The organism is Sphingomonas sp., assembly GCF_041661885.1.
GTDB lineage: Bacteria > Pseudomonadota > Alphaproteobacteria > Sphingomonadales > Sphingomonadaceae > Sphingomonas.
Genome location: NZ_JBAZTL010000003.1, coordinates 49,677 through 71,909, shown reverse-complemented (window position 1 = coordinate 71,909; position 22,233 = coordinate 49,677). Strand labels below are relative to the sequence as shown.

The 22,233-nt window shown below is 65.0% G+C and carries 14 protein-coding genes and 1 riboswitch; of the genes, 9 read left to right on the top strand and 5 right to left on the bottom strand.

The window, feature by feature from the left end; genetic code table 11:
• Positions 1–170 precede the first annotated feature (170 nt).
• Positions 171–2,534: a polyribonucleotide nucleotidyltransferase gene (pnp, locus tag WC704_RS06780; RefSeq protein ID WP_372889164.1), complete on the top strand. Its 2,364-nt coding sequence runs from the start codon at positions 171–173 to the stop codon at positions 2,532–2,534.
• 62 nt (positions 2,535–2,596) lie between these two features.
• Here pnp and WC704_RS06775 read toward each other — a convergent pair whose 3' ends face one another.
• From WC704_RS06775 to WC704_RS06765, 3 genes are read right to left on the bottom strand one after another with little or no spacing between them, the layout of a single operon-like run.
• Positions 2,597–3,361 (bottom strand): sulfite exporter TauE/SafE family protein, encoded by a 765-nt coding sequence (locus WC704_RS06775; RefSeq protein WP_372889163.1) that lies wholly within the window; start codon positions 3,359–3,361, stop codon positions 2,597–2,599.
• Positions 3,362–3,376: 15 nt separating this feature from the next.
• Positions 3,377–3,910, bottom strand: coding sequence for a rhodanese family protein (locus WC704_RS06770; protein ID WP_372889162.1), 534 nt, complete (start codon positions 3,908–3,910; stop codon positions 3,377–3,379).
• The gene (locus WC704_RS06765; RefSeq protein ID WP_372889537.1) at positions 3,879–4,247 is read right to left on the bottom strand and encodes an ArsR/SmtB family transcription factor; all 369 of its coding nucleotides are present in this window, start codon (positions 4,245–4,247) and stop codon (positions 3,879–3,881) included. The genes WC704_RS06770 and WC704_RS06765 overlap by 32 nt, the downstream gene beginning before the upstream one ends.
• 58 nt (positions 4,248–4,305) lie before the next feature.
• Between WC704_RS06765 and WC704_RS06760 the strand changes: the two genes are divergently transcribed.
• Positions 4,306–5,208, top strand: coding sequence for an MBL fold metallo-hydrolase (locus WC704_RS06760; protein WP_372889161.1), 903 nt, complete (start codon positions 4,306–4,308; stop codon positions 5,206–5,208).
• 103 nt (positions 5,209–5,311) lie between these two features.
• Positions 5,312–5,538, top strand: a riboswitch (cobalamin riboswitch).
• A gap of 180 nt (positions 5,539–5,718) precedes the next feature.
• Positions 5,719–7,662 (top strand): TonB-dependent receptor plug domain-containing protein, encoded by a 1,944-nt coding sequence (locus WC704_RS06755; RefSeq protein ID WP_372889160.1) that lies wholly within the window; start codon positions 5,719–5,721, stop codon positions 7,660–7,662.
• A gap of 161 nt (positions 7,663–7,823) precedes the next feature.
• Here WC704_RS06755 and WC704_RS06750 read toward each other — a convergent pair whose 3' ends face one another.
• Positions 7,824–10,865 (bottom strand): TonB-dependent receptor domain-containing protein, encoded by a 3,042-nt coding sequence (locus WC704_RS06750; RefSeq protein ID WP_372889159.1) that lies wholly within the window; start codon positions 10,863–10,865, stop codon positions 7,824–7,826.
• Between the two features lie 171 nt (positions 10,866–11,036).
• On the opposite strand from WC704_RS06750, the gene WC704_RS06745 reads away from it, so the two are divergent.
• From WC704_RS06745 to nagE, 6 genes are read left to right on the top strand one after another with little or no spacing between them, the layout of a single operon-like run.
• A complete protein-coding gene (locus WC704_RS06745) occupies positions 11,037–12,038 on the top strand; it encodes a N(4)-(beta-N-acetylglucosaminyl)-L-asparaginase (RefSeq protein WP_372889158.1) in 1,002 nt (333 codons plus the stop codon).
• The gene (locus WC704_RS06740; RefSeq protein WP_372889157.1) at positions 12,035–12,793 is read left to right on the top strand and encodes a copper homeostasis protein CutC; all 759 of its coding nucleotides are present in this window, start codon (positions 12,035–12,037) and stop codon (positions 12,791–12,793) included. The genes WC704_RS06745 and WC704_RS06740 overlap by 4 nt, the downstream gene beginning before the upstream one ends.
• A gap of 50 nt (positions 12,794–12,843) precedes the next feature.
• Positions 12,844–13,902 carry an SIS domain-containing protein gene (locus WC704_RS06735; RefSeq protein WP_372889156.1) on the top strand — a complete coding sequence of 353 codons (1,059 nt, stop codon included), beginning with the start codon at positions 12,844–12,846 and terminating at the stop codon, positions 13,900–13,902.
• Positions 13,899–15,056, top strand: a complete 1,158-nt coding sequence (gene nagA / locus WC704_RS06730) for an N-acetylglucosamine-6-phosphate deacetylase (protein WP_372889155.1) — start codon at positions 13,899–13,901, stop codon at positions 15,054–15,056. Before WC704_RS06735 ends, nagA begins: the two co-directional genes overlap by 4 nt.
• Before the next feature lie 43 nt (positions 15,057–15,099).
• Positions 15,100–17,604 carry a phosphoenolpyruvate--protein phosphotransferase gene (ptsP, locus tag WC704_RS06725; RefSeq protein WP_372889154.1) on the top strand — a complete coding sequence of 835 codons (2,505 nt, stop codon included), beginning with the start codon at positions 15,100–15,102 and terminating at the stop codon, positions 17,602–17,604.
• Entirely contained in the window at positions 17,601–19,319 is a 1,719-nt protein-coding gene (gene nagE / locus WC704_RS06720) for an N-acetylglucosamine-specific PTS transporter subunit IIBC (RefSeq protein WP_372889153.1), read from the top strand. The genes ptsP and nagE overlap by 4 nt, the downstream gene beginning before the upstream one ends.
• Positions 19,320–19,322: 3 nt before the next feature.
• Here nagE and galA read toward each other — a convergent pair whose 3' ends face one another.
• Complete coding sequence (gene galA, locus WC704_RS06715; RefSeq protein WP_372889152.1) at positions 19,323–22,226, bottom strand: beta-galactosidase GalA; 2,904 nt, start codon at positions 22,224–22,226, stop codon at positions 19,323–19,325.
• Positions 22,227–22,233: the final 7 nt, after the last annotated feature.

Genomic DNA, 22,233 nt, shown 5'->3' with positions numbered 1-22,233 from the left:
GCCCGAACGGAAACGGCGCCCTCGCGGCGCCGTTTTCATATTCCCCTCTTTCGCCATTCCGCACTCCGGCGGCATGGCAGGGGAGCCACGAAAGGCTCCAAACCGCGCGGACCGGCTAGTCCGCACAGTGGCCCCGTCGGCATCCGGCCGGCGGTGTTGAAGGAAAAAAGATGTTCGATACCAAGACCGTGACCACCCAATGGGGTGGCAAGACGCTGACGCTGGAAACCGGCCGCGTCGCGCGCCAGGCCAATGGCGCCGTTATGGCAACGCTGGGCGAAACCGTGGTGCTCTGCGCTGTGACCGCCGCCAAATCAGTGAAGGAAGGCCAGGATTTCTTCCCGCTGACCGTTCACTATCAGGAAAAATATTCGGCTGCCGGCCGCATCCCCGGTGGCTTCTTCAAGCGTGAGCGCGGCGCGACCGAAAAGGAAACGCTGGTCAGCCGCTTGATCGACCGCCCAATCCGCCCGTTGTTCCCCGAAGGGTTCTACAACGAGATCAACGTGATCTGCCAGGTGCTCAGCTATGATGGCGAGAACGAGCCCGATATCCTCGCAATGGTCGCCGCTTCGGCTGCTTTGACCATTTCGGGCGTGCCCTTCATGGGCCCGATCGGCGCCGCGCGCGTCGGCTATGTCGATGGCGACTATGTGCTCAACCCGACGCTCGACCAGGTCAAGGAAGGCGATCTCGATCTCGTCGTCGCCGCGACCGGCGACGCCGTGATGATGGTCGAATCCGAAGCCAAGGAGCTTTCGGAAGAGGTCATGCTCGGTGCCGTGCAGTTCGCGCACAAGGCGTGCCGCGAAGCCGTCAACCTCATCATCGATCTGGCCGAACAGGCTGCCAAGGATCCGTGGGAAATGGCCGCCCAGGCCGATCTCTCTGCTGCCAAGGACAAGCTCAAGAAGCTGATCGGCAAGGACATCGCCGCCGCCTATAAGGTGACCGACAAGTCCGAGCGTTCGAACCTGCTCAATGCCGCGCGCGCCAAGGCCAAGGAAGCTTTTGCCGATGCCGCCCCGCAGGACCAGATGGCCGCGCAGAAGCTGGTCAAGAAGCTCGAAGCCGAAATCGTCCGTGGCGCGATCCTGAAGGACGGCCAGCGCATCGATGGCCGCACCACCACGCAGATCCGCCCGATCGAGGCGATCGTCCACTTCCTGCCGCGCGCACACGGCTCGGCGCTGTTCACGCGTGGCGAGACGCAATCGATCTGCACCACCACGCTCGGCACCAAGGACGCCGAGCAGATGATCGACGGCCTAACCGGCCTGTCCTACGAAAACTTCATGCTGCACTATAACTTCCCGCCCTATTCGGTCGGTGAAGTCGGCCGCTTCGGTGCGCCGGGTCGTCGTGAAGTCGGCCACGGCAAGCTCGCCTGGCGCGCGCTACACCCGGTGCTGCCGTCGAAGGACGAGTTCCCCTACACGATCCGCGTTCTGTCGGACATCACCGAGTCGAACGGCTCGTCGTCGATGGCGACGGTGTGCGGGGGTTCGCTGTCGATGATGGATGCCGGTGTGCCGCTCAAGCGCCCGGTTTCGGGCATCGCGATGGGCCTGATCCTCGAAGGCAAGAAGTTCGCGGTTCTCTCGGACATTCTCGGCGACGAGGATCATTTGGGCGACATGGACTTCAAGGTCGCAGGCACCGAAGCCGGCATCACCACGATGCAGATGGACATCAAGATCGCCGGCATCACCGAAGAGATCATGCGCAAGGCGCTCGAACAGGCCAAGGAAGGCCGCGCGCATATCCTGGGTGAGATGAACAAGGCGCTGGCCTCGACCCGCACCGAGCTTTCGGCCCATGCCCCGCGCATCGAGACGCTGCAGATCGACAAGAGCAAGATCCGTGAAGTGATCGGCACCGGCGGCAAGGTGATCCGCGAGATCGTCGCGCAAACCGGCGCCAAGGTCGACATTGACGATGAGGGTCTCATCAAGATCAGCTCGTCCGACACCGCGCAGATCGAAGCCGCGATCAAGTGGATCAAGGGCATCGTCGAGGAAGCCGAAGTCGGCAAGGTCTATGACGGCAAGGTCGTCAACCTGGTGGACTTCGGGGCGTTCGTGAACTTCATGGGTGGCAAGGACGGCCTCGTCCACGTGTCCGAAATCAAGAACGAGCGCGTCGAAAAGGTCTCGGACGTCCTCAAGGAAGGCCAGGAAGTCAAGGTCAAGGTCCTCGAGATCGATCCGCGCGGCAAGGTGCGCCTGTCGATGCGCGTCGTCGACCAGGAAACCGGTGCCGAGATCGAAGACACCCGCCCGGCGCGTGAGCCGCGCGAAGGTGGCGATCGTGGCCCACGTGGTCCGCGTCGTGATGGCGATGGTGGCCGTGGCCCGCGTGGCGATGGCGGCGGTCGTGGCGATCGGGGCCCGCGCCGTGATGGCGACGGTGGCCGTGGCCCGCGTCGCGACGGCGGCGGCGAGCGCGCACCCCGTGCAGAGCGTTCGGGCGGGAATGACGACGGCCCCGCGCCCGAGTTCGCACCGGCCTTCCTGACCGGTGACCGCGACTAAAACCTCCGCTTCTTACGGAGGAAGAAGGGGCTCGGAGGGATCCGGGCCCCTTTTCTTATGCGCTATCGCAGCGCCCGCCACGCAACATAGACAGCGGTCGCCAGCACCATCAGCGCAAAGCCGACGCGCGCGACCGCAACCCGCGTCGCCAACACGCGCCCAACCGGAATGGCAAGAACCGATCCGATCGCTCCACCGCCAACCAGTGCGGCGAAGACCGGCCAGTTGACCATGCCAGACGCGGCATAACTCGCGCTGGTCGCAGCCCCGAACAGCACCACCGATACCAGCGAAGAGGCGGCGGCGGTCGCCAGCGTCATGCCCGTCGTCGCCATCAAACCCGGCACGATCAGGAAGCCACCGCCAATCCCGAAAAAGCCTGCTGCCAGCCCGGTCACCGCCCCTGCCGGGGCAAGCTTCAGCGTCATGGCGGGGTTTAGCTGGACATCGGCATCCCCCTCTCCCTTGCGCGGTAGCAGCATCGATCCCCCCACCAGCGCCAGCGCCAGTGCAAACCAGATCAGCAATTGGCTGCCATCGATTTGCTTGGCGATATGGGCTCCAATCAGCGAACCGGTCAGCCCGGCCCCGCCAAAGACAAGCGCACACGGCCATTTCACTCGCCCGGCGCGCGCCTGCACCAGCAGCCCGACCGCCGCATTGACCGCGACCGCCGCCGCTGACGTACCGATCGCGACATGCGGATCGCGGATGCCGACGATATAGAGCAGCAAGGGCGTTGCCAGTACCGATCCGCCGCCGCCGAACACCGACAGCAACAAACCAATCACCGCACCACCGAGGAGTGCGGCGGGATAGGAGATCATGACGCTCTCCACCAATTACAGCGCAGCCGCCCGATTCCACGGCAGGAACGCCAGCAGCTTCGCCATCCCGCAAAAGCCGCTGATGCCCGCAAAGGTCAGGCCAGCCCCGACAAAGGCCGAGAGTGCGAAGAAGACCGGCGTTACCAGCCAGCCGAGGCATACCCCGATCAGCACCAGCGATCCGGCGACGATCTGTACCTGGCGCATCATTTCCAGCGGCGCCTTGCGATTCTCTTCGACCGCAAGCCCCGCACGAGTCCAGCCATCAATCCCGCCCTCCAGAACATAGCCCTGCCCCGTCAACGGTGCCGCCAGCCGCTCCGCATTGGTGGCAGTCCGCATACCCGATCGGCACAGGAACACCACGTCAATCCCCGAACGTTCGGGCAGCGCGGCAGCGCCAAAGCGCGACAACGGGCACGACACCGAGCCGGCGATATGCCGCCGGGCAAATTCATCATCCTCGCGAATGTCGATCAACAGCGCATGGCCAAGCCGCAATCGCGCTTCAACAGCCTCAGGCGTCAACGAAAGCAGGGGGTTCGGCATTGGGGATCTCCACATCATCGGAACAGAAAATCGTCGCGAGCGTCGCCAGCACTTGCGCCGCCGCCGGATCAGCGATGCGGTATCGGATCGACACCCCCTCGCGCCGGGTCGCCACCAAACCGTCGCTGCGCAAAACCGCAAGATGCTGCGACAACGCCGATTGCGACAGACCGATCAGCGGCAACAATTCACCGACCGAGCGCTCTCCACCCGTCAATTGGCACAGGATCATAAGTCGTCGCTCGTTCGCCAGCGCGCGCAGCAGCCGTGTGGCGGCGGTGGCGTTCGCCTCGAATCGGGCAGGGTCAAACGTGGACGGGTCAAGCATGGTCTCAATATATACGTTGAATCTAATTTAGCAATGCCTTATATATATGTGAGAAGGAGCCAAAGCGATGCCCCGCCCGAACCAGAATCCCCATGTGCAGACCTTTTTTGACCCAGCGACCTTCACCGCCACGCATCTGGTCAGCGACCCGGCGACGGGCGTGGCCGCGATCGTCGATCCGGTGCTCGATTTCGAACCCAAGAGCGGCACGCTTTCCACGGCTTCGGTCGAAGTCGTGCTGCAGGCAGTGGCGGAGCAGGGGCTACGTCTGGCCTATGTGCTAGAAACGCACGCCCATGCCGACCATTTGTCGGCGGCCGACCATATCCGTCATCGCACTGGCGCAAGGATCGCGATCGGGCGCCACATTACGGCGGTTCAGCACGTGTTTGCCGATCTGTTCGAACTTGACGATGTGCCGACCGATGGCAGCCAGTTCGACCTGCTGCTCAACGAAGGGGACCAGGTGCCGCTCGGTGACTTGTCGATCGGCGTGCTGTATACACCCGGCTACACCCCTGCCTGTAGTACCTATCTGATCGGCGATGCCGCCTTTGTCGGCGATACGCTGTTCATGCCCGATTACGGCACCGCCCGCACCGATTTCCCCGGCGGCGATGCCGCCACCCTATATCGGTCGATCCGCAAAATCCTCGCCTTGCCACCGCAAACGCGTCTTTTCGTGGGGCACGACTATTTGCCCGCCACACGCACCGCCTATCGCTGGGAAACCACCGTCGCTGCGGAAGCCGCCGACAACGTCCATGTTCATGATGGTGTAAACGAAGCGGCCTTCGTTTCCATGCGCGAAGCACGCGATCGAACGCTTGCCGCACCCACGCTGATCTTGCCATCGCTACAGGTCAACATTCGCGCCGGGGCCCTCCCGCCAGCAACAACAGCGGGCCACATCTTCCTGAAATTGCCCATTACATTTTCCAGTGACGCCAAACCCGGCACGGCGACCTGAGTGTCCGATCCAATTCGTCGGCTCCCCCCGATAGCCGCGAAACCTGGTTGGCTTATCGCATTTATCGTCCTATCTGGCCCTGCGCGGTGGAACCTTTTGGGGACCACCGCGCATTCGCGCCGGTAACGGGAACGCAGTGCGCACGTCTCGACGTGCAAGTCTGCGGCTGTCCCTGCAACTGTAAGCGGCGAGCATGACGCGCGGGCGGAATCGGCAACGGTTCCGCAGCCACTGGAGAACCACCGCCGTTTGAGTGGGGGAGATCTGGGAAGGCGCGCATCATGCGGTGACCCGTGAGCCAGGAGACCGACCGGCGCGGGTCGCTCTTGCCCGGCTCATGGGATTGGCCAGGCGCGAAACGATTTTCGTCTGAGCGACGAACGTGCGGCTGGGGCCGCATCGGTGCGGGTCGCCGGGCGCTTTTACGCGTCCGTCCGGTGGCGTGCGTCGACCGTTCGCAGCGGACGCCCCGGCCCTTGTCGCTCGACGCCCAAGGGAATCGTTTACGCCATGAAGACTTTGCTTTCCTCGGTCGCGCTGGCCGCGCTGCTGCTCCCCGCCGTCGCCCTCGCCCAGAACGCACCCGATGCGGCGCCCGCGCAGACGACGGATGATGATTCCATTATCGTCGTTACGGGCGTCCGCTCCACCGCCACGCCGCCGCGCGCGGATCAGATTGGCGGCTCGGTCACCGTGCTCGACGCCGATGCGCTCGGCCAGCGTCAGACGCGCGCTGTCTCCGACATTCTGCGCGACGTGCCGGGCGTCGCGGTTAGCCGTATCGCCGGCCAAACGCAAGTCCGCCTGCGCGGGACGGAGGCCAACCATACGCTGGTGTTGATCGACGGCATCGAAGTATCGGACCCCTATGCCGGTGAATTCGATTTCGGCACGCTGATCGCCGACGATGTCGCGCGCGTCGAGGTGCTGCGCGGGCAACAAAGCGCGATCTATGGCTCAGACGCGATTGGCGGCGTGATCCAATATATCACGCTCACCGGACGCGAAGCGCCGGGCGTCAGCGCACGGATCGAGGGCGGCTCGTTCGGCACGATCAACACCGCCGCGCGCATTGCGGGCGTGTCGGGCGCGTTCGATTATGCGCTGTCGGGAACGCTCAACACCACCGACGGCACCCCCAACGCACGCGGGGGCAAGCGCGATCTGGGTAATGACTCGGGCGCTATATCGTTCAAATCGACCTGGACCCCTGCACCCAATGCCCGACTCACCGCCGTTGCGCGTTATGCCCGCACCCAGGCCGACTTCAACGACAGCGACAGCAACCCCGCCAGCCCGACCTTTGGCTACACGATCGATACGCCGGGCGCGCATTTCATCAACGAGGCGATTTACGGCCTGCTGCGCGGCGAGCTTGACTTGCTCGACGGCAAATGGACGCAGGCGCTGACCGGGCAAATCGCCGCCACCACGCGCGATGGCTATAATGCGACCGCGCGGTCCTATGGCGATACGGGTCAGCGGTTGAAGGGCTCGTATGAATCGACGCTCAAACTCAACCAGGGCGCACTACATCACCAATTGACCTTCGCGGTCGATGTCGAGCGCGAGCGGTATCGCAATACCGACCCGACCGGCTTTGCCTTCACCGGGCGACGCTCGGTCAGCAATGTCGGCATCGTCGGCCAATATGACCTGACGCTGGGCGACCATGCCGCATTCGGCGCGTCGCTGCGGCAGGACCTCAACAATCGCTTTCAGGACACCACCACCTATCGCGTGCAGGGCAGCTATCGCTTCGACAGCGGTACGCGCATCCGCGCAGCGGCGGGATCGGGGGTGAAAAATCCGGGGTTTTACGAACTCTATGGCTATAGCGACGGGCGCTTCATCGGTAATCCGGGTTTGAGGCCCGAGCGCTCCGAGGGTTGGGAAGCGGGCATCGAGCAGAGCTTCGTCCAGGGCCATGTGCTGATCGGCGGGACCTATTTCGACAGCCGCCTGTCGGATGAAATCTTCACCACCTTCCCCGCGCCGACCTTCATCGCGACGCCTGCCAACCGCACCACCAAATCGCGCCAGCACGGCGTGGAGGCGTTCCTCAACGCCCGCATCGGCACCGCCTGGCGGATCGACGCGGCCTATACCTATCTCCATGCGCGCGAAAACGGCGTCGAGGAAGTCCGCCGCCCGAGCCATATCGCCAGCGTCGCGCTCGGCTGGCGCGCGCCGCACGATCGTTTCGGCATCACCGCCGTCGCCCGTTACAATGGCGATACCAGCGACGTGGCGTTCACCGATCCGAGTTTTGTGCCCGTCACGGTGCCGCTGCACGATTATGTGCTGCTCAACCTCAACGGCGACGTGAAGCTGACGGGGCATTTCACGCTGTTCGGTCGGATCGAGAATGTAAACAACGCCCATTATGAGGACGTGTTCAGCTTCACCAACCCCGGTCGCGCCGTTTACGGCGGCGTCCGCGCGCGCTTCTGATCGGGGGGCGCCGCGCCGCTGATCGCCCTCGCCACACCGCGACCATTGGTGTGGCTCCGATCAATCCCCCGGCGGGCATTTCGAGCATCGCAACTGCGGCTCGTTAAACTCAAACCTTCGGCAAAGCGGAGGGGGGCGACCGGCACCCCTCCGCCCTGTCATCAGAAGTTCGCCGTGAAGCCAATCGCGATGTTGCGACCAAGGCTGTCATAACGCGCAGGGATGGTGTTGTTGCGCGCCAGGCTGATGTTGTACGAATTCGCCAGGATCGGCGGCGCCTTGTCGAGCAGGTTGTTCGCGATAAGGCGCAGGCTGTAACGCTTGGCGATGTTGAAGGTCAGCGCGAGATCGAAATAGCTGACCGGCGCGATATGGCCAAAGGTCTGCTGCACGCGATCAGGCGTGCCGCCGATCGCCGGATCGCCCGAATTGTTGGCGCTGGTGAGCGACCCGACATAACGCCAGTTGAACGAAGCGTTGAAGCCCTCATCCGGCGTGAAGTAGGTTGCCCGCAGACCGTGGCTCCACTTCGGCAGCAACTGGCCGCAACCATTGCCATAATAACCCGCACAATTGCGCTGCGGCTGGACCGGAGAATCCTGCCCACCGGCAAAAGTCGTGAGCGAGCCGTTGAAGCTCAGATCCATCCGCCCGACCTTTCCGAGCCCCAGCGCATATTGCGACTGGAAGTCCCAACCGCGCGCGATCGAGAAATAATAATTGCTCGTGCCCGCGCGGATGAAGCCGCTGGTTGGGTTGGTGCCAGCGGCGGCATAGAGCGTGCCGTTGGCCGCGCGCACGATACCCGAGCAGAAGAACGGATCACCGTTGGAGCGCAAGCAGCCATCGGTATAATAGCTGTCGTCATTGTAACCGAGCGAATTGTTGATCTTGATCCGGTAACGATCGACCGACAGGACCAACCCCTTGATGAAGCGGGGCTTCAACACGACACCATAGGTCTGGGTATAAGCCGTTTCGGGGTCGGCGGTGAAGCCGCCCGAACGCACGGTGCACTGGTTGTCGGGGCACAACAACGTTGCGCTGCCGTAAAGCGAGTCAGACAGACCGGTCGCACGGCACACTTCACGCGACGCAAGCGGTGCGGTGGTGGTGATCGTCTTGGTTGGATCCGCAGGATCGACGATCTGGCGCGGCACCGGCGCGCAGAAATCGTTCTGCGATCCGCCCTGGCGCGAGAAACTGATGTTCCTTGCTTGATAGGTTTCTACAACCGTCGGCGCACGCTGCGCCTTGTTGAACGACGCCCGCAAAATGATGTCGCGGACCGGCGAGTACAGCCCCTCCAGCTTCCACGTCGTGAATTTGTCGGGATTGGTATTATATTTCGACAAACGCAGGCCCCCATTGACCTGCAACTCCTCGACAAAGGGCTTGTGCTGAACGAGCGGTGCCTGAAGCTCGAAATTGCCTTCCCAGACATGTTGACGCAGATCGGAATCCGATCCGCCATTGTCCGCACGGAACGCCGCGTTGGCGGTCGAGAATTGACGATCCTCACGATATTCTACGCCCGCCGCGAAAGCGACACCCTGCTCCGCAAAGGGCGAGGTGATGCCATATTTGCCGAGGTCGGCAGTCACGTTGGCAAGGACATCATACAGAATGCCAACCGTAGTCTGCTTTTCGGGGGCGGTGCCGCTGTACAGATAATTGATGAGCGCCTGATTTCCGTTTCCGGCCGTGAACGCGTCGAACGGAACACAGTTTCGGTCGGTGCCATCGACCACCGAAGCGCAGGTTGGCGTGCCGTTGACATTGACCACATTGAGCGCACGATTGACGTTGGCAAAAATGGGCAATGTTGCGGGTCGGTACTCCTGCTGGTTCCGCGCATAGACGCCACCAACATCATAGGTCCACGCATCGCCGAGCTTACCGCGGACCCCGCCCGTCGCGCGGATACCGGTGTTGACATAGGTATCCGTCAGATAGGGCGCGTTGAAACGATAGCGTACTTCAAGCGGCGCGGTCGCCGCCGTGCCGGCCGCGGCACCACAAATTGCCGATGCTTGCGACGCCGACAAGAACGGATTGTTGCAATTCACCTGATACGGGGTGGAACCGTAAGCGGTGTAGCTGAACGCCCGCGTCGGGAACCGGTTGGTCGACTTGTCGCGGAACCAGATTGCCGACCCGTAAAGCTCAACCTCGGGCGAAAGCTTGAGCGACGTGAAACCGCCTGCGTTCACGCGGTTGAACGCGCGCTGGTATGAATAGCCGTCATACGGGTTGGCCGCGTTCCCCGGGCCCACACCATAAGGAACGAACGTGCGCGAACCGGCGGGATCGTTGACATAGGCCGTGCCGTTATTGGCGCCCGAGCGCGGCGAAATGTAGCCGCTGGACGAATAGGTCGACAACGAACAGCTCAGCGGCCCATCGGTGCCGGTTTGCAGAAGTTGACACGCAGACGTGGAACGCGCGGCATACGGCACCAGATCCTGATGCTTGTAATTGACGAAGCCCGATATTTTGAGCTTGTCATCGAACAGCGAAGTGCCTGCCGTCAACGTTATGTCGGTACGGCCGCCGTCGTTGACCAAACCGGTATTGGCCGGAAAGCTCGACGCCAGGGCCTGTTGCGTCACGATGTTCGAGCGGTTCTGGTGGTTGTAGAAATTATAGTTGCCGTCGATGCGGATGCCTTTGAAATCGGGCTTCAGGACGAAGTTCACGACGCCCGCGACCGCATCCGAACCGTAAACCGATGACGCGCCACCGGTGAGCACGTCGACGCGGTCGATCAGCGATACCGGGATGATCCCCGCATCCTCGCCATTCTGGGTGCCGAGCCGCTTGCCATCGACCAGCACCAGTGTGCGCTCGAAGCCGAGGCTGCGTAGTTTGATCCGCTGGCGGCCATCCGAATCCTGATAATTTTGTTGGCTGTCGGGCGCGATCTGCGGGAGGCGGTTGAGCACTTCCTCGATGTTGGTCGGCGACTGTGCCTTGATGTCCTGCGCGGTTACGGTGGTGATCGGCGCGGCCGAAGCAATGTTCGGACGCAGAATGCGCGTGCCCGTGACGAGGATGTCACCATCCGCAGGCGTTGTCTCGGTCGCATCCGATTTCGAGACCTGGTCGTCACCGGCGGCACGGGTCTGCTGCGCCGCCGCAGGTGCGGCAAAGGCCAGCGCCGCGCCCAATGCGGCAAAGGATACGGAATGACGGAGCATCATGGAATTTCCCCTAATTACATATGCCGCCCGCGCTGTGCGTGACGGCATTGTTACAAGAGGTTCTATTCAAACCGGCGGTTCGTCAATACCTAATTGATACCACAACAAACCTATTTTGACATTTTATGCGGCCATGTCATGATCGCGCAGCTAGAATGAACCGGGGTGACCATGACCACTAGAAGATCCTTGCTCGCGATGATGGGGACCATTGCGGGGGCACTGCCCGCGACGAAGGCGTTCGCCGCTGCGGCGACGGGCCCTGCGGCGCAAATCGTCTCGACCTGGGATTTTGGCGCGGCCGCGAACGACGCCGCCTTCGCAAAATTGGCCAGCGGCGGATCGTTGCTCGACGCGGTCGAAGCGGGGGCGATGGTGCCGGAGGCGGACCCCGACAACCATTCGGTCGGCTATAGCGGTTATCCCGACCGGGACGGCCATGTTACGCTCGACGCGGTCATCATGGACGATACCGGGCGAGTCGGCGCGGTCGCCGCGCTGGAAGATACCATGCACGCCATTTCAGTCGCGCGCCGCGTGATGGAAAAGACCCCGCATACCATGCTGGTCGGCGAAGGCGCGACGCGCTTCGCCAAGGATCAGGGCTTTCCCTATTGCAAATTGCTGACGCCCGAAGCGGAAAAAGCGTGGCGCGAATGGCTCAAAACCGCTCATTACCAACCCGAAGCCAATAGCGAAAACCGCATCACGCGCACGCCCGGCGGTGCGCTCGATCACGATACGATCGGGTTGCTCGCGCGCGATACCAGCGGGCGCCTTGCCGGTGCCTGCACTACCTCGGGCATGGCGTTCAAGATGCGCGGTCGCGTTGGCGATTCACCGCAGGTTGGCAGCGGTTTGTTTGTCGAAGCGGGCGTTGGCGGCGCAACTTCGACAGGGCTGGGTGAGGAAGTAACACGGATTGCCGGTACCGCGCGCGTCGTTGCGTCGATGCGCGCCGGGAAATCTCCCCAGGCGGCATGCGAGGAAGTGGTGAAGCACATCGCCACGCTGCGCGGCGATGCAATTCGCGGGGTTCAAGTCGGCTTCTTGGCGCTTGATCCGCAGGGCAATATCGGTGCCTTCTGCCTATTGCCAGGCTTTACCTATGCCGTCACCGACATGGCGGGCCGCACCGTGGTGCATAAAGGAGCGTCGCTATTCCAGGCGTGACCACAACGGGCAGATTGCTGGAAGTCTGTGTCGAAACGATCGCAGGGTTGGAAGCGGCTGTGCGCGGTGGGGCCGATCGGATCGAATTGTGTGCGGCCTTGTCGGTCGGTGGGCTGACCCCGCCGAGTTCGCTGATCCGCGCCGCCGCGACATCGCCCCTGCCCGTTCATCTGCTGGCGCGCCCCCGGGCGGGCGGATTCGTCTACGACCGGGCCGAGCAGGCGCTGATCGCCGACGACATTCGCGCTGCGGCCGAGGCCGGGCTCGCGGGCGTCGTGATCGGGGCAAGCACCGGGGATCGGCGGCTCGATACCGCCGTCCTCGCTCGCTGGATCGATCATGCCCGCGCGCTCGGGCAGCAACGTGGTGCGGCGCTGTCACTGACGCTGCACCGCGCATTCGATTTGGTGCCTGATCCGTTGGCCGCGCTCGAGCAGGCAGTAGCATTGGGATTCGATCGCATCCTGACTTCCGGCGGCGAACCACGCGCGATCGACGGCATCGCGACGCTCGCCGCATTGCATCGGCAAGCGGCGGGGCGGATCATCATCCTCGCGGGCAGCGGCGTAAATGTCGAGACCGCGCCCACACTGCTGAAGACCGGCATTGTCGAACTTCACGCATCCTGCCGTACCACGCACGAGGTCGCGCCGGACTCGCCCGAACGCCGCTTCGGTTTCGTCGCGGCGCAGAACGGCGATACCGATGCCGATCGCGTAGCGGCCCTCGCGCAACGGGTGCATTTTGCGGGTTGAGTAATACCAATACAAAACCTATCCCGGCTGAGGTAGCAATCGGACCAGCCATGCACGAGACCATGCCCAATACCGCGTCACCCGTTTCGGGACCAACGCTGATGTTCCAGGAAGCGGCGGAAGCCAGCGGCGCGGTTGCGCGTATGCTCGCTGCCAATGTCGCAAACTTTGCCGCGCTCGGCCGCAGGTTGCGCGGCGCACCGCCAGCGCTTGTCGTGACCTGCGCGCGCGGTTCCTCCGATCATGCCGCAACCTACGCCAAATATCTGATCGAGACGCGCACCGGGACTCCCGTTGCTTCCGCCGCGCCTTCGGTCGCGTCGGTTTATGCCGCGCCCGCAGTCGCCGGGCACGCGCTGTGCCTCGCCATTTCGCAAAGCGGCCGGAGCCCGGACCTGCTCGCAACCGTCGCCGCGCAAAGGGCCGCAGGCGCGTATGTCGTCGCCTTGGTCAACGACACCACCTCCCCGCTCGCCGAAACCGCCGATACCGTGATCGCGCTATCTGCTGGAGTCGAGCGTTCGGTCGCCGCGACCAAATCCTATATCACCGCGCTTGCCGCCCTTGCCGCTTTGGTGGCGGAGTGGATCGAGGACGACGTGTTGCGGAGCGCAGTTGCGGGCTTGCCCGACGCGCTCGCGCGGTCATGGGTGCTTGACTGGGATTGTGTCGGCGCAACACTGCAGGATGCGAGCAACTTATTCATCATCGGGCGAGGTCTTGGCCTTGGCGTGGCGCAGGAAGCCGCGCTGAAGCTCAAGGAAACCTGTGGCCTCCATGCCGAGGCGTTCAGCTCGGCCGAAGTTCGCCACGGCCCGATGGCGATCGTTGGTGTCGGCTTCCCCGTCATTGCCTTTGCCACCTCAGACGGAATCGGCGATGATGTTCGTGCGGTTGCGGCGGAATTTGCAGCACGCGGCGCAGTCGTTCGCCTGGCCGATGCGCGCGCCAATGGAGCGGGCGATCCCCCCGCGCTTGCCGCCGACCCCGCAATCGAGCCGATTCTGATGATCCAGAGCTTCTATCGTATGGCCGATGCACTTTCGCGCGCGCGCGGGTACAATCCCGATACGCCGAGCCATCTCAGCAAGGTTACCCGCACGCTATGACGTCCCATGCTTTCGTCAACGGTCACATCGTAACACCGCGCGGGATACTATCTGCGGCGACCATCGACGTAGAGGGCGGTGTGATCGTCGCGCTGATCGACCGGGCAAGCCCGGGCGCGACCGATCTTGCCGGCGGCTGGGTGATGCCGGGCTTCATCGATACCCAAGTCAATGGCGGCGGCGGGATTCTGTTCAACGACGAACCAACTGTCGACGGCATTGCGGCGATCGGCGCGGCGCATCGGCCCTATGGCACCACCGCCTTCCTGCCGACGCTGATCAGCGATTCGGCGGCGGTCATCGGCCAGGCATTGGACGCGACCGACGCCGCGATTGCGGCGGGCGTACCTGGCGTGGTCGGCGTGCATATCGAAGGGCCGGTCATCAACGTTGCGCGCAAGGGCATTCATGATGCCGCGCGCTTCGTCACCCTCAACGATACGCTGATGGCGCTGCTGATGCGACCGCGGCGCGGTCGGGTCGTCGTCACGATCGCGCCCGAACTGGTCCCCGCCGATCGTATCGCCGCGCTGGCGCACGCCGACGTCATCGTCAGCCTTGGCCATAGCAACGCGACCTATGCCGAAGCGACGGCGGGGTTCGCCGCCGGAGTGACCGGGGTCACCCATTTGTTCAACGCGATGTCGCCGCTGATCCAGCGTGCGCCCGGTGCCGTCGGCGCGGCGCTGGATAACCAGACGGTTTATTGCGGGCTGATCGTCGATGGCTTCCATGTCGATGACGCCGCGCTGCGCATCGCGCTGCGTGCCCGCCCGGCGGATCGCATGATGCTGGTCACCGACGCAATGCCGTGCGTCAATACCGCCGAAACCGCCTTCCTGTTGCAGGGCCGCCCGATCCATGTCGAGGGCGGGCGGTGCATCGGCACCGACGGCACACTCGCCGGGTCCGATCTCGATATGGCGCGCGCGGTGCGCAACACCATCACTCGGCTTGGCATCGCGCCCGAACGCGCGGCGGCGATGGCGGCGACCAATCCCGCCGCCTTCCTCGGCCTGTCGCGGGATCGCGGTGCGATCGCACCGGGCAAGCGCGCCGATTGGGTGCAGCTCGACGCCGCGTTCCACCCAATCGCGACCATCATTGGCGGAGACGTTGCGGCAACGACCCGGTCCGAGCCCGTTCCCGCCTGATATTTGGCACCTTGTGCATCCCTGCCCCGCTTGAGGAGAAATCATGGCGTCGATCGTGCTGTCCGCACCGTTACAAGGCTGGGTCACTGCGCTGAACGATGTTCCCGATGCGGTGTTCGCCGGGCGGATGCTGGGCGACGGGCTGGCGATCGATCCCACCGGCACCTGCCTGTACGCGCCGTGCGACGGGCGCATCGTCAGCGTGCAAGCGACCGGCCATGCGCTGACGATCGAAGCCGATAACGGCGCGCAGATGCTAATCCATCTCGGCATCGACACGGTTGGACTCAGCGGACGCGGCTTCACTCCGCATGTGCGGGCCGGAGACCGAGTCACGGCGGGCGACGCACTGATCGACTTTGATCTCGATCTGCTGGTGCGCGAAGCCCCGGCCATCATCACCCCGATCCTTTTGGTCGAAAGCGAAGGTTATTCGCTCACCAATCGCGCGGCGACCGGACCAATCGAAGTTGGTGCGCCGCTGATGACGGTGCGCGCCATCGCCCCCTTGGCGACCGAGAAAGATGCCGACACCGATGCGCCCCGCGAAAACCGCACGCTACGCGTCGATCTGCCGCACGGCATCCACGCACGCCCCGCCGCGCGGATCGCCGCTTGCGCACGCGCATTCAACGCGACGATCGCGCTTGGCAAAGACGCACGGACTGCATCGGCGCTCAGCCCGACCGGGTTGCTCGCGCTCGGCATCGGGCAGGGAGACGCCATCACGCTGACCGCGCAGGGCAGCGACGCCACCGCCGCTCTCGATGCTCTCGTCGCGTTGATCGCCAGCGGCATGAACGAAGCGCCCGCGCCTGCCGCGCCGCGCCGCGCCGCTATGCGCGAGACCGACGTGCCGGAAGGCGCGCTGGCAGGCGTGACGGCAGCCCCCGGTCTTGCGATCGGCGCGGTGCGGCATCACCGCGCCATCGACCCCGAAGTCTCTCCGGTGGGGAACGGTGTGGCGCAGGAGGAAGCTGCCTTTACCACCGCGCACGCCGCGCTCGCCTCCGACATGATGCGTCAGGCTGAGACCGCGCATGGCCCGGCGCACGCTATTCTGGAAGCGCACGCCGCATTGCTGGCGGACCCGGCGCTGATCGACGCGACCCACGCCGGAATCGCGCGCGGCGAAAGCGCAGGCCATGCGTGGCGCGCTGCGATCCGTCCGCAAGCCGATGCACTGCGCGCCGGTGGCGACGCGCATCTGGCCGAACGCGCCGACGATCTGCGCGACCTTGAACGGCAATTGCTGGCGCGCCTGTTGGGCGGTGCCGCAGCCGCGCAACATTATCCCGTCGGCACGATCCTCATCGCCGAGGATCTGATGCCGTCCGACCTGATCGGATCGGCCGAGGGCCTTGCCGGATTGTGCATCGCCAAGGGTGGTCCAACCTCGCATGTCGCGATCCTGGCCGCGTCGATGGGCTTGCCCGCGCTCGTCGCGATTGGCCCCGACGTGCTGAGCATCGCCGACGACACGCGCGTTATCCTCGATGCCAGTAACGGCTTGCTCCATACCGCCCCCACCGCCGACCAATTGGCCGAAGCCGAAGCAGCGCAAGCCAAGGCCGCCGCGCGCCGCGCCGAAGCACTCGCCCGCGCCGACATGCTTTGCCACGCCGCCGACGGCACGCGCATCGAAGTCGTCGCCAATCTCGGCTCCGCTGCCGAAGCCGCCCCCGCCATCGCCAATGGGGCCGAGGGCTGCGGCTTGCTGCGCACCGAATTCCTGTTCCTCGAACGCGACACCGCGCCCTCGATCGAGGAGCAAGCCGCCGAATATCAGGCGATCGCCGCCGCGCTCGACGGGCGCCCGCTGATCGTGCGCCTGCTCGACATTGGCGGCGACAAGCCCGCCCCCTATCTGCCGATCGCGGGCGAGGAAAATCCAGCGCTGGGCTTACGCGGCATCCGCGTCAGCCTGGCCCACCCCGCCTTGCTCGAAGACCAACTGCGCGCGATCCTTAGCGTACAGCCCACCGGCCAATGCAAGATCATGCTGCCGATGGTCGCCCAGATCGAGGAATTGCGCCGCGTCCGCGCGCTGCTCGACCGGCTGTGCGCCGAGCTCGGCATCACCACAGTGGTGCAGCTCGGCATCATGGTCGAAACCCCCGCCGCCGCGATCACCGCCGATCTGCTGGCGCGTGAGGCCGATTTCCTGTCGATCGGCACCAATGACCTGACGCAATATACGCTGGCGATGGACCGCGCCAATCCGGCGGTGGCGAGCGCGCTCGACGGCCTCCACCCCGCCGTGCTGCGCCTGATCGGCGAGACCTGTCGCGGCGGCGCTGCGCATGGCCGCTGGACCGGCGTGTGCGGGGGCCTCGCCTCCGATCCGCTCGCCGTGCCGATTCTGCTCGGCCTCGGCGTCACCGAATTGTCGACCGCGCCCGTCATGGTGCCGACGATCAAGGCGTTGGTGTCGGACGTCACGCTCGCCGTGTGCCGCGATCATGCCGCCGCCGCGCTCGCTTGCGCATCCGCCGCCGAGGTACGCGCCCTCGCCCGAAGCTTCGCGACCAAGGAGATGTCGGTATGAAATCGATCCTGGGGGCGCTCCAGCCGCTTGGCCGCGCGCTGATGCTGCCGATCGCAGTATTGCCGATTGCGGGCCTGTTGCTGCGGCTCGGCCAGCCCGACCTGCACGGCCTGCCCTTCATCGGCGCGGCGGGTCAGGCGATCTTCGACCATCTCGGCTTGCTCTTCGCCATCGGTGTCGCCACCGGCTTCGCGCGCGACGGCAATGGCGCGGCGTGTCTCGCCGGCGTTACCTGTTTCCTGGTGACGACCGAGGCAGGCAAAACGCTGCTGACCGTCCCGCCCGAAGCCGTGGTCGGCTTCACCGGCGCCTCGACCGATCTCGCCGTCGCGGCATGGAAGGCCAAGGTAATGGCGCGGCTCGACGTTCCGATCGGGATCCTGTCGGGGCTGGTCGGCGGCCTGTTCTACAATCGCTTCTCCGCGATCAAGTTACCAGAATATCTCGCCTTCTTCGGTGGCCGCCGCTTCGTGCCGATCGTCAGCGGCGTGGCGGGCCTCGCGCTGGCGCTAGCGGTCGGGTTCGGCTTCCAGTCGATCAGCACCGGCATCGACACCCTCAGCGTCGCCGCGAGCCGCGCGGGCGCGCCGGGGCTGTTCGTGTTCGGCCTGCTCAACCGGCTGCTGCTGGTGACGGGGCTGCACCATATCCTCAACAACGTCGCCTGGTTCGTCGTCGGCGACTGGCACGGCACCACCGGCGATTTGCGCCGCTTCTTCGCAGGCGACCCGAGCGCCGGAAGCTTCATGGCCGGGTTCTTCCCGGTGATGATGTTCGGCCTGCCCGCCGCCTGCCTCGCCATGTACCACGCCGCCGCGCCGGATCGGCGCAAGGCGGTCGGCGGCATGCTGTTCAGCCTCGCGCTCACCTCGGCGCTGACCGGGGTGACCGAGCCGATCGAATTCAGCTTCATGTTCCTGGCACCCGTTTTGTTCGGTATCCATGCGGTGCTGACTGGCCTGTCGATGGCGCTGATGGACCTGCTCGGCGTCAAGCTGGGTTTTGGCTTTTCTGCCGGGCTGTTCGACTACGTCCTCAATTTCGGCAAGGCGACGCGCCCACTGCTGCTGCTGCCGGTCGGCGCGGTCTATTTCCTGCTTTATTACGGCATCTTCCGTTTCTTCATCAAACGGATGGACTTGCCGACCCCTGGGCGCGAACCGCTCACCGACAGCCCTGTGACATCCGCCCCAGTCGTCGCAGGCGGGCGCGGTGCGGCCTTTGCGCAGGCGCTTGGTGGGGGTGCCAATCTCACCACCATCGGCGCGTGCACGACGCGGCTGCGGCTGGTGGTGCGCGATCAGGCGCTGGTCGATGACGCCGCGCTCAAGGCGCTCGGCGCGCGCGGCATCATCCGCCCCTCGGCGACCGCGCTGCAAGTCGTGCTCGGGCCGATCGCCGATGTCGTCTCGGTCGAAATCCGCGACGCGCTGGCGCTGGGTGGCGGCGTGGTCGCGGCACCGGTTGCCGCCACGCCGACAGCGCAACCGGCGCTGACGCTCGCCGTACCGTTGATCGCGGCGCTGGGCGGCTCGGACAATATCGCCGACAGCGCACGCTATTTCGGGCGGCTGCGGATCAGGCTGCGCGATTCGGCCAAGGCCGATTCCGCCGCGCTCGACGCGCTCAACCTGCATGCGGTCGCGCGGCCTGCGCCGGGGCTGCTGCATTTGCTCGCTGACGAAGCCACACTCGGGCGGCTGATCGCCGCCTGAGCCCTACCCCGCCGCCAGCGTAACCGGCCCCAAAATCCCCGACTCCGCCCCCGCATCCGCATCGATCAACAACACGATCCTGCGCGCTCCCGCCCCGGCGGGCACCGGCGCGGTCAACGGGCCCACTGCACCATCGGCCTTGTCCGCCAGACGCTGCCCATCGACCCACACTTCCGCACGTCCGCCGATCGCGGCGAAGCGCAGCATCCCGCCTGCCGCCGCCACCGCGCGCCACGGTGTGATCGCCGCGCGATAGACGCGCCAGCGCTCGCTTGTTTCGACCGGCGTCGGCGTGCCGCTGCGCACGAACGCCCAGCTATTATTGTCGCCGTCGCTCGGTGCGAGCTCGGGCGAAGGCCGCGCGTCGAACGCTGCCGAGCGCCGCCATTGCGCGATGCGCTGCTGCGGGGCGATCGCCGGAACCTGGCCGGGCGGATCGATCGCCAGCCGGTCGATCGTCAGCCGCGCCGGGGCCAGGCCGTCCGCCTGTGCCGTCATCACGATCCGCCCACGCCCGGTCTCCGCGCGCACGATCACTTGCGCGAGACCGTTGAACAGCGCGCGTGCGCCCTCATGCGGCGGTGATTGTTCGGGCTCATGGCTGTTGGGGTCGCCATTGCCGAGCCCGATGATTGCCGCGCCCGCGACCGTGAAGCGCACCGGCAGATTGGCGGTCGGCACGTGCCGCCCCTGTGCATCGACCGCATCGACCGTCACCGGCTGCACATCCTCGCCATCGCCCGCCATCACGCTGCGGGCAGGCGTCAGGCGCAGCGCAACCGGTCGCCCCGCCGTTTCCTGCACCGCGCGCGCGACGATCCGCCCGTCGCGCCGCGCCACTACTTCGATCCGGCCCGGCGCATAGGGCACTTTCCAACTGTTCCCCAGCAACCGGTCGACGGCTTGCGTGCCGAGCTCGCGCCCGTTCAGGCTGAGCGTCACCTGTTCGGCATTGCTCATTACCACGACATCGATGCTGTGCCCCTCGCGCCCCGGCCATGTCCAATGCGGCGCGATGCTTACGACCGGCGCATCGTCGATCCATTGCGCGCTGCGCAAGCCGAACGCGGTTTTGGGAAAGCCGCACAGATCGAGAATGCCAAAGAAGCTCGATATCGTCGGCCATTCATACGGCGTCGGTTCGCCGTGATAATCGAAGCCGGTCCACACGAACCCGCCCGCGACGAAGGGGCGATCGGCGATCATCTTCCAGCTCGGCCCGTGCGGTGCGCCCCAGCCCGCCGCTTCGCGATCATAGGAGGTCGCGATATGCGCCTTGGGGTCGCTCTCGAATGCGCCGCGCGTCTGATAGGCGCTGGTGTCTTCGGTGCTGATGATCGGCTTGGTCGGAACCAGCCGATGATAAACGTCATATTGGTCCTGATAATAATTGAACCCGGTGACATCGACTTCGGTCGAGGTGTTGACCGGATCGTTGAACGCGCCATTCATCGCGACCGTCACCGGCCGCGCATCATCAAGCCGCTTCAGCACCGCCACCATCCGCCGCGTCATTTCGACACCCTGCGGCGTCGATTTCAACGGTTCCTCATTCCATAGCGTCCAGATGATGACGCTCGGATGGTTGCGGTCGCGCCGCACCAGCCATTCGAGCTGCGCCATATAATCGGGCGACGGGTTGAAATGGCGGTTCTCGTCCATCACCAGCAACCCCATGCGGTCGCAATAGTCGAGCAGTTCGGCGGTCGGCGCGTTGGATGACATGCGCACCGCGTTACAGCCCATCGCCTTCAACCGCTGCAACCGCCAATACAACAAGGCATCGGGCATGGCGGTGCCGACCCCGGCGTGATCTTGATGGATACACACGCCTTTGATCTTCACCGACCGATCGTTGAGGAAAAAGCCGCGCTCGGCATCGAAACGGATCGTGCGGAAGCCGATCGGGATTTGCCGCACATCCACCACGCCCCCGTCGCGCAGCACCTGCACGCGCAGCGTGTAGAGCGTCGGCGTCTCCACCGACCACAACCGCGCATCGCCAATGTCGAGCGTCAGCTTGGCATCGGCCTGTTCCAGCACCGGCACCGTCGCCGCAACACTTGCGCGCTGCACCGCATGGCCGTCGGGGTCGAACAGCGTCGCTTCGACCGTCACCGTCGCTGCGGCGCGCTCGCTATTGGCCAGCGTCGCGACGACGGGCACTCGCCAGCGGCCTGCCGCATCCCGGCGCGGATCGCAATGAACCCCGTCGCTGATGATGGCGACCGGCGCGCGGCGTACCAGCCAAGCGTGGCGGTACAGCCCCGCCCCTTCATACCACCAGCCCTCCCAGGCGGTCGCATCGACCCGGATCGCGATCACATTGGGCTCGTCGTCGCCAAAGGTCACGAACGGCGTGATGTCGGTATAGATGCTGGCATAGCCCGACCAACTATGCGCGACGACGCTGCCATTCACCCAGATCGTCGCATTAGTGGCGATCCCGTCAAAATGCAGCTCGATCGTCTTGCCGCGATCGGCGGGATCGAGCAGCAGCGTGCGGCGATACCAGCCGATCCCGCGCGGCCGATACCCTTGCGAGATGTTCGCGCTCTCGACGAACGGCTGCGCCGCCGCCCAATCATGCGGCAAGCGCACTGCGGCCCAGTCGCTATCGTCGTAGAGCACGGCTGCGGCACCAATCGCGTTACCGGCCATCGCGGAGAGATAGGTCTCGGCATGGTCCGCTGGCGCGGGTGCCGCAATGTCACCCTCATGGAAACGCCAGCCGAGCTCGAGCAACGTCCGCGCCGGGTCCTGGCGAGCCAGCCTCGGCGGCAGGCGGCTTTCGGGGCGCGGCATCGGAAAGCCATCGGCGGTTTGCGGCGCGGTGGCGGCGACGGCCGGAACGGCGCGCAAGGCACTAGCGCCCGCGCTGGCGAGCAGAAGCTGGCGACGGTTCATGACAACA